The sequence below is a fragment of the Paracerasibacillus soli genome (assembly GCF_042432965.1).
GTDB classification, from domain to species: domain Bacteria; phylum Bacillota; class Bacilli; order Bacillales; family Amphibacillaceae; genus Paracerasibacillus; species Paracerasibacillus soli.
This window is the reverse complement of the sequence record NZ_JBHLWL010000026.1, coordinates 1-16,065: the sequence shown is the minus strand read 5'-3', so window position 1 is coordinate 16,065 and position 16,065 is coordinate 1. Positions and strand designations below refer to the sequence as shown.

Below are 16,065 nucleotides of genomic sequence, written 5' to 3'. Positions count from 1 at the left end.
CCTCCTAACCTTATGCATTTTGCTCGACAACTTCGTCTTGAATACCTAACTCTTCTTTAAGCCACTCGTATCCTTCGTCCTCTAAACGTTTTGCAAGTTCAGGTCCGCCAGATTTTACTACACGGCCTTGCATCATAACGTGAACATAATCAGGCTCTATGTAATTTAGCAAGCGTTGGTAGTGTGTAATCATGAGGCAACCAAAGCTTTCATTACGCATTTTATTGATACCTTTGGAAACAATCTTTAATGCATCAATATCTAGACCAGAGTCAATCTCATCTAAAATTGCAATTTGTGGTTTCAAAAGCATTAATTGAAGAATTTCATTACGTTTTTTCTCTCCACCGGAGAAACCTTCGTTCAAATAGCGTTGCGCCATGTTTTTATCAATTTCTAGATCGTCAAGTACGCCATCCATTTCTTTAATAAATTGCATTAAAGGAACCTCGTTACCTTCTCCACGAAGTGCATTCATTGATGAACGTAGAAAATCAGAAGTTGTTACACCGCTAATTTCACTCGGGTACTGCATTGCAAGGAATAGACCTGCACGTGCACGTTCGTCAACTTCCATTTCTAGCACGTCTTCACCATCAAGTAAAATGCTACCACTTGTCACTTCATATTTCGGGTGACCCATGATTGCTGAAGCTAGCGTTGATTTTCCTGTACCGTTCGGTCCCATGACCGCATGGAATTCTCCACCTTTTATCGTAAGGTTTACACCTTTTAATATCTCCTTATCTTCAATAGAAACATGAAGATCCTTGATTTCTAGTGTTGATGCTGCCATATCGATACCTCCAAATACTATTGTTATAGTGTATTGAGAAAATTTATATTCATTCTCAATTTATTCTCATTATAATCTTAAAGCATTTCAAATTAATTATCAACTTTTTGATGTCTCATGCTTTCACACAAAAAGTTTCTGTTACATATGATGATAACACATTTAGAGTATGCGCATACATCAAAATACTTCTTTCTGAGTTTTAACTACATTCTTTGATTCTCATTATCATAGAAATTCCTTAAGATACAAACAAAAAAAAACTGACACTCTCGTATGGAGAGCATCAGAATGGTTTTCTCTAGTATATCGATTGTACTTTACTTATTTATCTCGGAATTTGGTTATTTATTTCTGCAATTAAAGACTTACTTTTTTCATAATCTTGTTGTCGACGCTTTTCTACTACTAACCGTTTATGAAAAGCTGTGCCATATTCCTCATACCCCATTTGATGCGACTCCTGCATCGCTCTTTCCATGTCAGACGTAACATTCATTTTTAGATCACTATGGATAGTTGATCATCCTTTCGTTTTGGTTACGATATAAAGCGTAACACGAGACGAAGGGATTACTCAAACTGGAAATAATGCTATTCATTCCTGTAGTGATTCATTTATAATACTAGTAAATCAATAACTTGAATTTTTAACCACTTTCTCCTAATTTCTATGTTTATCTTAGCAATCCCCTACTATTTTCCATCTACAGGTACAATTGCCCCATTATATTCCTTCAATATAAAGTCTTGTATTTCTTTTGAATGTAATACATCTACTAATGTTTTTAAAGCTTTGTTTTCTTTATCTTCAGTACGGACTGCAATAACGTTAACGTACGGTGAATCTTTATCTTCAATAAATAATGCATCATTTAATGGACTTAATCCAGCTCCAATTGCATAGTTCGTATTAATTGCCACAAGCACATGATCTTCCGAATTATAAAATTCCGGTAACAATGCAGGCTCATAATCAGGTGAGAATTTTAGCTTTTTAGGATTTTCTACAATATCATCAAGTGTAGCATTCGCCTTATCAATTCCATCTTTTAACGTGATCAATCCATTTTCTTCAAATAAAGATAAAATTCGGCCGTGGTCTGCGACAGAATTACTCATAATAACTTCTGTATTATCATCAATATCATCCAAACTGGCTATGTCCTTTGAATATACACCTAAAGGCTCTACATGGATGCCATCAATATAGTCTAAATCATATCCGGTTTTCTCTTTTGTTTCCTCTAAAAAAGGGATGTGTTGGAAATAGTTAGCATCTAATGTACCATTAGCTAAATCATCATTCGGGAATACGTAGTCTTGATAAGGCTCAATTTCTATTTTTATTCCTTTTTCTGCTAAAATAGGTTTTGCCTTTTCTAATATTTCCGCATGCGGTTCACTTGAAGCTCCGATTACTAATTCAACCTGCTCTTGGTTATCACTTTCATTTTTTGCCGATTCTGATTTCCCTTTGTCTTCATCTTTCCCTGTTCCACATGCAGCAAGTGCCAATACGAGAATAATAGATAAAATTGCAAGTAATTTTTTCATTTATATTTCCTCCATGTCGTTTATTATCTTTTATCTAACTTATTTGAAATATAGTCTCCAATTAACTGAAAAATAAATACAATGACAACAATTGATATGGTACAAACAAATACAACATCATAGTCTCGGCGTTGAAAACCAAAATAATATGCATAATTCCCTAATCCACCAGCTCCAATTACACCTGCCATTGTTGTATAACCAATTAATGCGATTGCTGTAACGGTAATTCCCGAAACTAGCGCAGGCATGGATTCTGGTAATAATACCTTCAATATAATTGTTTTAGTTTTTGCTCCCATTGCTTTAGCAGCTTCTACCACCCCTTTATCCACTTCTTTTAAGGCTATTTCTACGAGCCTGCCATAAAATGGAGCAGCCCCGATGATTAATGCTGGTAATGCAGCGTTTGGACCTCTGATCGTTCCTACTAGCACATTTGTTACTGGAATTAATAAAAAGATCAAGATAATAAATGGAATTGCACGAAACACATTTACAAATGCTGCTACAATAAAATGAATATATTTATTTTCCCAAATACCATCTTTCATCGTAAGATAAAGTAATAATCCGAGTATCAATCCAAAAATAAATGTTCCAATTAATGCAAGAATTGTCATGTAAAATGTTTCATATGTAGCGAGCCATAGTTCATCAAATTTTACGTTCTCTAATCCGTTAAAGTTCATGTTGTAAAACCTCCACTTCTACCGAGGTCTCATTTTTTATGAACGCAATAGCCTTCTCCATTTCTCCTGTTTCTCCAATGAATTGTACATATAGCGTTCCGTAAGCCCCCAATTGCGTTTGCGTTATTTTCCCTTGTAAAATATTAATATCTACTGCAAATAGTTTTGCTAGCTTACTAATTAATGTTTGATTTGTAGTTTCTCCTACAAAATGTAAGCGAGCAATTTTAGCTGTTGGGTTCGCTTGAAACAATCGCTCGAAGTCTGTTTCCTCGTCTTCTATGCCCATCACTTGTTGTACAAACTTCTTTGTAACAGGTTGTTTCGGTTGTAAGAAAAGATGAAGTACATCACCTTGTTCCACGACTTTACCATCTTCCATGACGGCTACGCGGTTACAAACCTTTCGAATGACGTGCATTTCGTGTGTAATCATAATAATTGTTAAACCTAGTCGTTGATTAATGTCCATTAGTAAATCTAGTATTGCATTTGTTGTTTCAGGATCTAGTGCAGAGGTTGCTTCATCACAGAGTAGTACTTTGGGACGATTTGCTAATGCTCTCGCAATACCAACACGTTGCTTTTGCCCGCCACTTAATTGTGATGGGTACGCATTCTCACGACCACTTAATCCCACTAGATTGATAAGTTCCTGTACTCTCTGTTTTATTTCTGCTTTTGGCACATTGGCAATTTCCAATGGGAATGCTATATTTTCCGCAACAGTTCGTGACCAAAGTAAATTAAAATGTTGGAAAATCATGCCGATATCTCTTCGGGACTTTCTTAACTCTTTCATATTTAAACGAGTAATTTCTTGATTATTAATCATGACTTTACCAGTTGTAGGTTCTTCTAATCTATTTAATAAACGAATAAACGTACTTTTCCCTGCACCGCTATACCCAATTACCCCAAAAATTTCTCCCTGCTCGATATCCAATGTAATTTCATCGACTGCCGAGATGGACTTTTCTTTATCTGTAAAAACTTTACTTAACTTTTCTATTTTAATCATCGGGATACCTCCTTATAAAAAGCCAGCCAATTAAAAACGCCTTTCTGCTAGAGAACAGAAAGACGTGTATATTCATCTTCGTGTTCCCTCATCTTTCAAAGCATATGCTTTGTAGGAATTAGCACCGTTTTAGAATTTACTTCTAAAGGTTGCCGCGGTTTCACAGGGCCTTTCCCTCCACCGCTCTAGATAAGAGACTTTCGTACTATATAAAATTATAAATTTCATTATACGATTATTAATTCTATTTGTCAAACTCATCTGCAAATAAATGCTTTGCGTATTTTACAAGATAAGTGTATATATTTGCGACAGACTGAAAAGCATATACTTTTTCCTTGATTTCACCATGATCTATAATAAAAAGACAAGGTACACTTTCAATCTTGTTCTCTTGCATAAAATTAGGATACAAGGAAGCATTCATTTCGTAAAAAATATCTTGATTGTGAGTTCTTTCAATCTGAGTTAGGATTGATCTTGCCACATGACATGTTCCACAAAATGGCGTATGAATGTAAAGTAGTAAATGCTCTTGTTTTAATGTATCTTCGGTTATTGGTTTCAAAATATCACCTTGCTATGATAAAAAAATTGGATTTACTGAAATATCTTTACTTGCTAATAAGGTAGCTAAAACTTGTTCCGGTGTTGTCGCTACTTCTTTAAATTCACTATTAATATAGATATGTTCCGCATGTGGCAATTCATAAGCTAGTTGCTTACGCAATTTCATACCAGATTGATCCTCATCCACTAGGATATAGACGTCCTTATTGTCTAAATCATGCGTTTCTAACATTTCATCAAAGCGTTCAACACCAAATGTACCATTCGTACAAATGATCTCCAATTGCTCTGTAATAATTTTTCTGATTTGCTTTTTATCTGTTAAACCTTCGACGATAATCACTTTATCTGATTCATTTGAATCCATTATATGCACCTCTCCGAAGACTTTTCAAAATTAAAGCAGGCCATAAACCATTTTGCGCAATAAGGCTGACTCTATGTAGGAGTCAGCCTTATATGATTATATCATGTATTAGTCGTCTTCTTTAATCATTTCTTCATATTGTTCTGGAGACATTAAATCATCAAATTCTGACTCGTTAGATGGTTCGATAACAATCATCCAAGCTTTTTCATATGGTGACTCATTTACAAGTTCTGGACTATCTTCTAACTCTTCATTAACAGCAACTACTTTTCCGCTTAAAGGAGCATAAAGTTCAGAAACTGTTTTAACAGATTCTACACTACCAAATGGCTCATCAGCTTCTACCTCTTCGCCCACTTCAGGTAATTCTACAAATACGATATCCCCAAGTTCATCTTGGGCAAAATCTGTAATTCCGATTCTCACTTGATTGTTTTCCTTTTTTATCCACTCATGTTCTTCTGAATAAAATAAGTCCTTTGGTAAATTCATTTTCATCCCTCCATATGTATCTTTCCACTTTAAATATACCGTTAAATCCATATAAATGCTAGTATTACATCTAGTACTATACATGCAATTAAAGGATTATTTATCCTAACCAAACTTCTGTGAATTGATCCTCTTTAAAGCCAACTGTTACATGTTTACCATCTGTTACAATTGGTCGTTTTAAGAGCATGCCGTCAGATGCTAACACCTCTGCCATTTCTTCTACAGACATTTTAGGTAACTTCTCCTTCATATTAAGTTCCCGATATTTTTTCCCACTCGTATTAAAAAATTTCTTAGTTGGAACATCTTCCATTCCCATCAGTTCGAGTATTTTTTCCTTTGATGGCGGAGTTTCTACAATATGTATACTTTCAAAATCAAGATTATGTTCTTCTAACCACTTTTTCGCCTTTTTACAAGTACTACAGTTAGGATACCAATAAAATTCCAATTTCATCATACATCTCTCCTTCTAGCAACATCTTAACATATTCCCTTGGTTGCTTGAAATAAGACAATATCCAAAAGCAATATTTGCATCAAAATAATGCATTAACAAGTTAATCTTGGTGGTTTTGCGATTATTTGTTTTTTGATTAATATGTCAAAATTCTATTCGTTGATGTGTCAATGCTGAACTTATAAATAAAAAGGATGTAGAATAGAAAATGGATTGTGTTTATACCTCTATTATTCTTAATAATTTACACTATTGCAATTACGACTGTTTCCGCATATAGTGGTAGTTATAATTTTGAAATTAGATCAAGTGTAGTTAGACCGTATACTCACAAGCTAGCAAAGAAAAAGACAACAAACGATGTAAGTGCACGCGCCTTCATATTCAGGTAAGAGTCATCCATCAAATGGGAGAACGTACAAAGATGATTTTAAAACTGTAAGTAAAGAGACTTACAGCGTTCAAGTAAGTAAGTCGACAGGTTTATGGAGAAGTTGCCAAGGGCAGTGGCAAAATAAAGCAGTAAAATCATTTCTATAATAATATTAATTCTACTATAAATTACAAAGGGTGTTATACATGATTTCAGCAGTCGAAATATCTAAAAGTTACTCGGCAACAATGAAAGCTCTCGTAAAGACAAGCATCCAGATAGAGCCAGGTACGGTCCATGTCATTATGGGAAAGAGTGGTTCGGGAAAATCAACACTATTAGGCGTATTGGGTGGGTTAATTGAGCCTTCAAGCGGTAGCGTCCGCATAAATGGTAACGATTACTATTCCTTATCAGATAAAGAAAGAGCTCGTATTCGCAGCGCAAATTTTGGATATATTTTTCAGTCCTTTCAATTAATCTATGAACTTACTGTGTACGACAATATTGTCATGCCTTTACATATTACGGGACAAGAGATTCATGAAGCGATGGTCTATGATCTACTGAAGGACTTAGAAATTCAACAATTTATGCATTCATTTCCGAATGAATTGTCTGGCGGACAGCAACAGAGGGTGGCGATTGCACGTGCCATCATTCACAAACCAAAAGTGATTTTCGCTGATGAACCTACAGGTAATTTGGACTCTGAAAATGCTAACAAGATTATCCATATGTTAGTTAATCTTTGTAAAAAATATAACACAACATTATTAATCGTTACACACGATGAACATTTATTAGCAAATCCAGATCGTGTCTTATTTCTAAAAGATGGTCGAGTAATCGAGGGGGAACAATGAGAGCAACAATATTATTTACATATGCTTGGAAGTTTTTATGGAATGATAAGAAATATTTTCTTTCTGTCATTGGTGCATTAACAATTTTCTTTAGCTTCATCACGATTACGAGTAGTATGTTACAGACGTATGTGGATGCAGAAAAGGAATTAGCTTATGCAAACTATGGTAACCACTCCTTCATCATCTACTCGGATGAACAGCTAGATTCTGCAGAAATAGAATCAAAGGATTTTATTTCCACTGGGTTAATATATACATTAGGATTAATAGAGAACTTTTTCGATCAGAATATTGACGTAACAATTGGAGCGATGGATCAAAATATATTACACCAATTCAAGTTAACAGATGGAAAATACCCGACAGCAAATAATGAAGTGGTAGTAGAGAGATTTTTGTTAGATTTATATAAGGAAAACAAACATTCCCATACAGAACTACCAATTACGATGGATGTACATGGTCAAGCCATTCATATTGTCGGCGCGATTGAAAACTACTCTAGCACGTGGTCACAACCTGATATAATTGAAAAGGGTAGCAATACTTTTCCTACTATTATTTTTACAGGTGATTTTGAAACTGTATTCCCAAAAGTGAACCAATATATTACATTATTTCAAGAAAAAAAAGAAAAACTATCTTTAGATTACAGTAAAGTGGATTATTTTCTCGATACAAATAATGTAAAAAATGTCAACGGCGAAAGTATAACTTTTAATGATGCATTATTTAACAGAGGATTAACAAAAGCCTTACAAGTACGCACATTCAGCATTATATTTATCATAATTGTTAGTATTACAGGGTTTTTAGTTTTTATTTACCTATTTTCCTTTTATTATGGCATTCGATTTCGACGTAATTTTAAGATATTAAAACAATTAGGTTGGCAAAAACAACATATATATAGGACTGCGATGTTTCAAGGTTTCATCATTGGTTTTTCAAGCTTTTTATGTATGTTATCTCTCTATTTTACCTTACATTTTTCTATGGTTTCCAGTTATCATATACATTGGAAAATATTAATTGGCCTACCGTTTATAGCGATAAGTGCCACTGTTTCAATCATATACATGATTTGTAAGCGACAATATGCTACTACGTTTAAAAGTAACTTTATAAGAGGATTTCTATATAAATGGATACAGAAATTATCATTTAAGTGGAAGTTTTTTTGTTTGCATGTATTCCATTTCATCAAATCATTGATCTTGATTGTCTGTTTAATGACGTCTCTGTTTATTTTACTTTTTGTGAGTCAACTGATAGCTACGGAAACTTTACCCGATTCAGGTAACGACCCTACATCTTCAGATTATCTTTTTATCTCTAGGAAATCGGGGACTTTTGATGTTTTACAGCAATTTTATATAGACAAAAACCCGCCTCAATTTATTCGTTTTCAAGATGTGGAGGAGTTAGAGAATAACAGTGCGATTAGATATATAGAAAAAATACCGGAAACCCGACAGACTAGTTTACTTATCGATGCAACCCAAACTAATGCTACACTATTTTATCCGTTTCAAGGGGAGGTTGAAGAAGATACCAACGTAGAACATACAGAAATAGATTATGAACGTTTACGTATTGCAGATACTATTACGCCATTAAGAAATATAGACTACATTATTTTAAATGATAAAAATTGGCCTATATTTAAAAGGCAAGTAAAAGTAAGTGATGATATCTATGATTCATTACAGAATTCGTTATCATCGATACTGTATCTTCCAAATGAACAAAACAGCATAGATACAACTTCTCCTTTATCGATAGGGAGAATAGAGGAAACTGAGGACGGACTAGCATTTAAAAGTTGGGACTTAAACATATTGACAGCGGTGAACAAACTAATCCATCCAGTCAGACAAGAAACTTATGAAAATGTCACCTTATTCTTGCATGAGCAAACAGTTCAACAATATGACATATTTCCAGGCTATGCTTCACTCGATATTTTTATGAATAATGATGCGAAGAAACAAGATATACAAAAAGTCGAAGACCAGTTAGCTTCATTAGCTGTGTTGCACCCAGACAACCTACTCTATATGGACGAACTAGCGATAAAGAATGATACGACATTTGCAAATTTTATTTCGCTTCTTGGATATAGTTTATTTATTATCCTGTTACTATGCATATGTGCAATTATCATGCTTGTATTTCTTATGAAGTTCTACCAAAGAGAAAGAGAATTTCTCATCTATCGTGCTCTAGGTGGGACAAGGAAAGATATTTTACGTTTATTTATATTGGAACTATGTATCTATTATTTATTAGCTTTACTCATTACCATTATCATACTATCTGTGACGTTATTCATCTTACCTGCTCCAGCACAATCTGTTTTAGTTGTAGTTAAAACAGTAATTCTATCTTTTATATTAATGGTGATGACGACGGGCATCTTTAGTTATATTTTTATTAAAAAACTACATATTTCTAAACTTGAACATATACAAAATAAATATTTATAAAGTGAAACTTCATTCAGTGGGGGTTTCCCTATCTCCCCCACTGAATGTTAGTTAAACAGAATCGGGCTTTTACTGGCTGTTGATCCCCGACTTACATTTCTTGGATTATACTCGAATTCTTGAAGTGGGGGTCTTACAGCCAGTTAATGCGGGATAAAGGTTGGTGGAGAGTCTTGCGTGGGTTTAAACGTATAGGTCTGTACGGTATTTTTATTATTTACTTGCTTATATTAACTAATTTAATTTTATTTAAAAGTATGCCAATAGAAGAAATGAAAAATCACTTTACCTTTCAAGCGGAAGTACCTTTTTGGTTAGAGCATAATGTTATCCCTTTTAAAACAATTCTATTTTATTTATTTTTTGCCGATATGAACGTAATGATTCGGGTAGAAAATATAGTTGGAAATATTATCGCTTTTATGCCGTTCGGTTTTCTTCTGCCTTTACTTATGAAAAGGAATATTAATTTTAAAAGCGTCGTCATGGCCACATTTTGTTTAAGTTTGTTATATGAACTGACACAGTTGATTTTTTCATTCGGTAGCTTTGATGTCGATGATCTTATTTTGAATACATTAGGTGGGGCATTGGGTTATGTAACTAGTAATGTAAAACAATACGCATTAATTCCTTTTATATCAATGGTAAAGGGACTACTTTTATCGATTCAAAGTAGTCCCTTTCTTTTATTTATACTGTGTATTTTTCTTCTTCAATAATCTCTGCCGCGATTTCACGCTTTTTCGCAATAACGTTAATTGGTGTGAAGCGTGTTAACTTGCGTAGAGATGAAAGCATCATACGTAATGTATCGCCTTCTTCCACAGCAATTAGAATTTCTTTTGCGTCTGCTTCAATACGGTTAAATGCTTCTTGTACGTATACTTGTGTATAAAGTAATTTTTGATTATTCTTTTCTACACCTGATTTATTAATTGCTTTTTCAGTACGTAGAATAGCAGATTCCATATTATAAACTTCTGCAACCATGTCAGCAAGATTCACAAGAATTTCTTGCTCATTTTCAAGTTTTTGCATATACTTTTGTGCTGCTAAACCTGCTCCTAGTAGAACAATTTTCTTTGCATTACGCAGCAAGTACTTTTCTTGTTCAAGTGGCTCTGTACCAGGCTCTTCTGGCATCATCATCATGAGTTCCTCTTGAAGACCTTGTGCTTTTTGTAGTAATGGCAATTCACCTTTCATTGCCTTCTTCAATAATGTTCCAGGTACGATTAGACGGTTAATTTCGTTAGTACCTTCGAAAATACGGTTAATACGTGAGTCACGATACATGCGCTCTACTTCGTATTCTTGCATGAACCCATAACCACCATGCATTTGCACTGCTTCATCTGCTACATAGTCAAGACATTCTGTTGCTGTATATTTGTTCATCGAGCATTCGATTTGGTATTCCGCAATTGCTTTTGCGATTTCTTGACCGTCTTTCAATTGTTCTTCATCTAACGATCCCATTCTTTGTTCGAATAGCCCTACTGTACGATAAACTGCACTTTCGTTTGCATACGTAGATGCTGCCATCGTAGCTAATTTTTCTTGTGTCAATGTAAAGCTTGAAATCGGTGTACCAAATTGTTTACGTTCGTTTACATATTTTGTTGCTAATTCTATTCCACGCTTTGCTCCACCAACACCTCCGATAGCTAGCTTGTAACGACCTACGTTTAGGATGTTAAATGCAATACGGTGTCCTTTTCCTTTTTCACCTAGTAAGTTTTCAACTGGAACTTCCGCGTCTTCTAATACTAAAGTACGAGTGGAAGAACTCTTAATTCCCATTTTCTTTTCTTCTGGTCCAACAGATACACCTGGAAACTCTCTTTCTACAATAAACGCAGAGAAATGTTCGCCATCGATTTTTGCATAAACAACAAATACGTCCGCAAAGTCGGAGTTTGTGATCCATTGCTTCTCACCATTTAAGATATAATGAGTTCCAGCTTCATTTAACTTTGCAGTAGCCTTTGCACCTAAAGCATCGGAACCTGAACCTGGCTCCGTCAATGCGTAAGCTGCAATCCACTCACCAGTTGCAAGTTTTGGTAAATATTTTTCTTTTTGTTCATGATTACCGAAAAATACAATTGGTAGTGTGCCAATTCCAACGTGCGCACCGTGTGTAATGGAGAAACCACCTGCACGTGCAAATTTTTCAGTAATAAGAGAAGAACTTATTTTATCAAGTCCTAATCCACCGTATTCTTCTGGAATATCTGCACTTAAAAGGCCTAGTTCTCCCGCTTTATGCAATAAATTTACAGAGTGTTCGAACTCATGGTTTTCCAAGTTATCCACAAGTGGTAATACTTCCCCAACTACAAAGTCTTCTGTTGTTTTTGCAATCATTTTATGTTCATCAGAGAAATCTTCTGGTGTTAAAATATCTTCTCCATTTAGATCTTCTACTAAAAACGCGCCACCTTTAAATAACTTTTCTTTTGTTTCGCTCATCGTCAACTTTCCCTTCGTTTTTAGATTTTTTATATCGACATGACGCTACAATAAGTCATGTCGATTGAAACATTCTTTTACATATATTTATTTGGAATCCCTAACCCAAAGCGCCAAATTCCTATAAGAGTTCAAACACTCCTGCAGCTCCCATTCCGCCACCGATACACATGGTGACAACACCAAATTGTACGTTACGACGTTTCATTTCATGCATGAGTGAAAGCGTTAATTTTGTACCTGTCATACCTAATGGGTGTCCGAGTGCAATGGCACCACCATTTACGTTTACGATTGATGGATCAAGCTCTAGTTCCTGCATTACACGTACGGACTGTGAAGCAAACGCTTCATTTAGTTCGAAAAGACCCACATCAGAAACGTTTAATCCAGCTAGTTTTAATGCTTTAGGAATCGCTTTAACTGGACCAACCCCCATTATTTCCGGTTCCACCCCCGCTACTGCAAAGGAACGGAATTTTAAAAGAGGTTGTAACCCTTCCGCTTCTGCTTTTTCCTTATCCATAACAAGTACAGTTGCTGCTCCATCACTCATTTGAGAAGAGTTTCCTGCTGTTACGGATCCTCTTACATTAAATGCAGGACGAAGCTTTCCTAATACTTCTAATGTCGTACCAGGACGAACCCCTTCATCCATTTCAAATAGAAATGATTTTTCTTCAATTTTCCCGTCATTTCCTACAACACGGTTTGTCACTTCTACCGGAACAATTTCGTCTTTGAATTTGCCATCTTTAATAGCTTGTGCAGCACGTTTATGACTTTCTACTGCAAACGCGTCTTGTTCTTCTCGTGAAATCTTAAAGCGATTTGCTACTTCCTCAGCTGTATGTCCCATGCCCATGTAGTAACCTGGCGCATCTTGGACAAGCTTCGTATTTGGCTTAATCACGTGTCCCCCCATCGGGATTAAGCTCATTGATTCTGCTCCGCCGGCAATGATTGTATCGCTATGACCAATCATGATTCGTTCAGCCGCATAGGCAATACTTTGTAAGCCTGATGAACAATAACGATTAATCGTTATGCCCGGTACATCATCTTGTAAACCAGCTAACCCAGCGATGTTACGTGCCATATTCATTCCTTGTTCCGCTTCTGGCATCGCGCAACCGATAATCACATCATCAATATTGCCGTTATAATCGCCAGCACGTTTTAATGTTTCTTTTACTGTAAGTGCAGCTAAATCATCTGGACGTGCGTTAACTAATGACCCTCTATTTGCTCTACCAACAGGGGTTCTCGCTCCTGCAACAATTACTGCCTCTCTCACATTTACTCCCCCTCTTCTTAGTTACGTAATGGTTTTCCTTTTAGCAACATGTGTTGCATTCTTGCCTGAGTTTTCGGCTCACCAATCAAACTTAGGAATGCTTCACGCTCTAGATCGAGCATCACTTGCTCGTCGATTAATGATCCTTCTTTTATACGACCACCTGAAAGTACATATGCTAACTTCTCTGCAATTTTCACATCATGTTCTGACGCATAGCCACTCAACTGTAAATTTTTTGCACCTAATAACATGGCAGCATAGCCTGCATCCCCTGCGACAGGAATCTTTTCACGTAGAGGTGCTTGATAACCTTGCTGCGCTAAAGATAGTACCGTTTGTTTTGCGTCGTATAATAAATGATCAGGATTTGCGCTAATACGGTCTCCGGCATCTAGATAACCGTTTTCTCTTGCTTCCGCTGCCGATGTAGAAACTTTAGCAGTCGCTACTTTTTCAAATACATCCGCTGCAACTTTGATTAAATCGAAATCAACACCCTTTGGCATGTTGCGTAACATTTTTAAGTAAAGTTCTTTTGTTCCGCCCCCACCTGGAATGAGACCAACTCCAAATTCAACAAGACCCATATATGTTTCTGGTGATGCTTGAATAGCAGCTGCTGGTAAAGATACCTCTGCACCGCCACCTAATGTCATATTAAATGGTGCAGTTACAACAGGTTTATTTGCATACTTAATATTCATTGCCATGTTTTGAAATTGACGTACAACCATATCTAATTCCATAAAATTATAATCTTGTGCTTCCATTAACATTAAGGCCAAGTTGGCACCAACACAGAAGTTTTTACCTTGGTTTCCGATTACAAGACCTTCGTAGTTTTTATCTACTTCATCAATGGCTGCATTCACCATCTGAATAATATCTAAACCAATTGCATTACTTTGTGAGTGGAATTCAAGCAATGCTACACCATCACCTAAATCTACGAGACTAGCACCAGTATTTTTCTTAATAACACCTTTTGTCTCTTTTAATCTCTTAATATGAATTTCTTTCTTATTAAACGCTTGTTTAACATATTCGCCATCGTGGTGATAGTAAGTGTTTCCACCATCTACTTTATAGAATGAATCATATCCGTCAGCAAGTAATTTTTCGACCCATTCTGGTACACTTGCCCCTTCATCTTTCATTCTTGCAACTGATTTTTCAAGTCCAATTGCATCCCAAGTTTCAAATGGACCGTATTGCCAGCCAAAGCCCCACTTCATGGCTTCGTCAATGGATACAATATCATCTGCAATTTCTCCAACTAGTTCTGCCGAATATAGTAGAACAGGTTTTAAAATGGACCATAAAAGATCTCCTGCACGATCATCTTTCGCTGAAATAAGCGCTTTCAATTTACGTCGAGAGCCTTTTTGCTGTTTCGCCATTTCCGTAGCAGCTGTTTTTAATTTTTTACGGTCTTCATATTCCATTGTTTCAGGATTTAATTCGTAAATCGTACTGCCATCTTTACCTTTTTTGCGTAAATAAAATCCTTGACCACTTTTCGCACCTAACCAACCTTTTTCTAACATGTCTTTCATAAACTGTGGTACATCAAATACTTCTTTTTCTTCACCATCTACTTGATCATACACATTTTTTGCTACATGGATAAATGTATCTAGCCCAACAACATCCAACGTACGGAATGTAGCACTCTTTGGACGGCCAATCATCGTTCCTGTAACTGAATCCACTTCACCAATACTATATTTACCGGCCAACATTTCACGCACCGTCACAAGTAAGCCATACGTACCAATACGGTTCGCAATAAAGTTTGGCGTATCCTTCGCTTCTACAACACCCTTTCCTAATACATCTTCACCAAAAGTTTTCATAAAGGATAATACTTCAGGAGCTGTATCTTTCGTCGGAATTACTTCAAGCAATTTTAGGTAACGTGGTGGATTGAAAAAGTGTGTTCCTAGGAAATGTTTTCGGAAGTCCTCTGAACAGTCCTCCACCATTGCTTCTACTGAAATACCAGACGTATTAGAACTAACAATTGCACCAGGTTTACGGTATTTATCAACATTAGCAAAAACCTTTTTCTTAATATCTAGGTTTTCCACAACAACTTCAATAATCCAGTCTACTTCACTTAATTTTCCCATATCGTCTTCCATATTACCTACTTCAATTAGATCAAGACTCTTCTGTGAAGTAATTGGCGACGGCTTTTGTTTTCGTAATGCTAATTTACTATTTGCAGCAATCCGATTGCGCACAGATGTATCTTCTAGTGTTAACCCCTTTTGTTCTTCCGCATCTGTTAATTCTCTTGGAACAATATCAAGCATAATCGTAGGAATACCGATATTTGCTAAATGAGCAGCAATCCCAGAGCCCATTACACCCGACCCTAAAACCGCAGCACGCTTGATTGATCGTTTCATTTTTAATCCCCCAATCCTATTTTGAATGAACACTCATTCATTTTAATGCTAAAAAGAAAAGATAGTTCCCTATCCGTCTAACTAATACTATAAGATATATTAGAATTTTTTGCAATAAAATCAATGAAAAGTTTTTTGTTCTTTTAAAGTGCATGCTATTGAATTTAAGGTTATGGAGTAT

15 protein-coding genes and 1 riboswitch are annotated in these 16,065 nt (G+C 35.7%); of the genes, 3 read left to right on the top strand and 12 right to left on the bottom strand.

Translation table 11 applies throughout. The annotated features are described in order from the left end of the window. Positions 1-10 precede the first annotated feature (10 nt). The 9 genes from sufC to ACFFIS_RS09105 all read right to left on the bottom strand — a co-directional run bounded on the left by sufC (position 11) and on the right by ACFFIS_RS09105 (position 5,958). The gene (gene sufC, locus ACFFIS_RS09145; RefSeq protein ID WP_390187148.1) at positions 11-796 is read right to left on the bottom strand and encodes a Fe-S cluster assembly ATPase SufC; all 786 of its coding nucleotides are present in this window, start codon (positions 794-796) and stop codon (positions 11-13) included. 328 nt (positions 797-1,124) lie between these two features. Beyond that, positions 1,125-1,265, bottom strand: a complete 141-nt coding sequence (locus ACFFIS_RS09140; RefSeq protein WP_512700594.1) for a YuzK family famiily protein — start codon at positions 1,263-1,265, stop codon at positions 1,125-1,127. 227 nt (positions 1,266-1,492) lie between these two features. Then, positions 1,493-2,353 carry a MetQ/NlpA family ABC transporter substrate-binding protein gene (locus tag ACFFIS_RS09135; protein WP_390187146.1) on the bottom strand — a complete coding sequence of 287 codons (861 nt, stop codon included), beginning with the start codon at positions 2,351-2,353 and terminating at the stop codon, positions 1,493-1,495. A 23-nt stretch (positions 2,354-2,376) separates the two neighbouring features. After that, positions 2,377-3,045, bottom strand: coding sequence for a methionine ABC transporter permease (locus ACFFIS_RS09130; RefSeq protein WP_320379512.1), 669 nt, complete (start codon positions 3,043-3,045; stop codon positions 2,377-2,379). Further along, the gene (locus ACFFIS_RS09125) at positions 3,035-4,066 is read right to left on the bottom strand and encodes a methionine ABC transporter ATP-binding protein (RefSeq protein WP_390187145.1); all 1,032 of its coding nucleotides are present in this window, start codon (positions 4,064-4,066) and stop codon (positions 3,035-3,037) included. Before ACFFIS_RS09125 ends, ACFFIS_RS09130 begins: the two co-directional genes overlap by 11 nt. Positions 4,067-4,151: 85 nt before the next feature. Next, positions 4,152-4,262: riboswitch (SAM riboswitch) on the bottom strand. A gap of 48 nt (positions 4,263-4,310) precedes the next feature. Beyond that, positions 4,311-4,634: a thioredoxin family protein gene (locus ACFFIS_RS09120; RefSeq protein ID WP_320379513.1), complete on the bottom strand. Its 324-nt coding sequence runs from the start codon at positions 4,632-4,634 to the stop codon at positions 4,311-4,313. Positions 4,635-4,646: 12 nt separating this feature from the next. After that, positions 4,647-5,003 carry a toprim domain-containing protein gene (locus tag ACFFIS_RS09115; RefSeq protein WP_320379514.1) on the bottom strand — a complete coding sequence of 119 codons (357 nt, stop codon included), beginning with the start codon at positions 5,001-5,003 and terminating at the stop codon, positions 4,647-4,649. A 108-nt stretch (positions 5,004-5,111) separates the two neighbouring features. Continuing rightward, entirely contained in the window at positions 5,112-5,498 is a 387-nt protein-coding gene (gene gcvH / locus ACFFIS_RS09110; protein WP_320379515.1) for a glycine cleavage system protein GcvH, read from the bottom strand. A 100-nt stretch (positions 5,499-5,598) separates the two neighbouring features. Then, positions 5,599-5,958 carry an arsenate reductase family protein gene (locus tag ACFFIS_RS09105; protein WP_390187144.1) on the bottom strand — a complete coding sequence of 120 codons (360 nt, stop codon included), beginning with the start codon at positions 5,956-5,958 and terminating at the stop codon, positions 5,599-5,601. Positions 5,959-6,540: 582 nt separating this feature from the next. On the opposite strand from ACFFIS_RS09105, the gene ACFFIS_RS09100 reads away from it, so the two are divergent. From ACFFIS_RS09100 to ACFFIS_RS09090, 3 genes are all read left to right on the top strand, one after another. Beyond that, positions 6,541-7,200, top strand: a complete 660-nt coding sequence (locus ACFFIS_RS09100; RefSeq protein WP_390187142.1) for an ABC transporter ATP-binding protein — start codon at positions 6,541-6,543, stop codon at positions 7,198-7,200. Then, positions 7,197-9,692: an ABC transporter permease gene (locus ACFFIS_RS09095; protein ID WP_390187140.1), complete on the top strand. Its 2,496-nt coding sequence runs from the start codon at positions 7,197-7,199 to the stop codon at positions 9,690-9,692. The genes ACFFIS_RS09100 and ACFFIS_RS09095 overlap by 4 nt, the downstream gene beginning before the upstream one ends. A 173-nt stretch (positions 9,693-9,865) precedes the next feature. After that, complete coding sequence (locus tag ACFFIS_RS09090) at positions 9,866-10,414, top strand: VanZ family protein (protein WP_390187139.1); 549 nt, start codon at positions 9,866-9,868, stop codon at positions 10,412-10,414. Here the strand turns inward: ACFFIS_RS09090 and ACFFIS_RS09085 are convergent. From ACFFIS_RS09085 to ACFFIS_RS09075, 3 genes are all read right to left on the bottom strand, one after another. Beyond that, positions 10,386-12,170 (bottom strand): acyl-CoA dehydrogenase FadE, encoded by a 1,785-nt coding sequence (locus ACFFIS_RS09085; protein WP_320379520.1) that lies wholly within the window; start codon positions 12,168-12,170, stop codon positions 10,386-10,388. The two genes, ACFFIS_RS09090 and ACFFIS_RS09085, sit on opposite strands and share 29 nt — an antisense overlap. Positions 12,171-12,291: 121 nt before the next feature. Continuing rightward, a complete protein-coding gene (locus ACFFIS_RS09080) occupies positions 12,292-13,467 on the bottom strand; it encodes an acetyl-CoA C-acetyltransferase (RefSeq protein WP_390187137.1) in 1,176 nt (391 codons plus the stop codon). A gap of 17 nt (positions 13,468-13,484) precedes the next feature. Next, positions 13,485-15,884 (bottom strand): 3-hydroxyacyl-CoA dehydrogenase/enoyl-CoA hydratase family protein, encoded by a 2,400-nt coding sequence (locus ACFFIS_RS09075; RefSeq protein WP_390187135.1) that lies wholly within the window; start codon positions 15,882-15,884, stop codon positions 13,485-13,487. Positions 15,885-16,065: the final 181 nt, after the last annotated feature.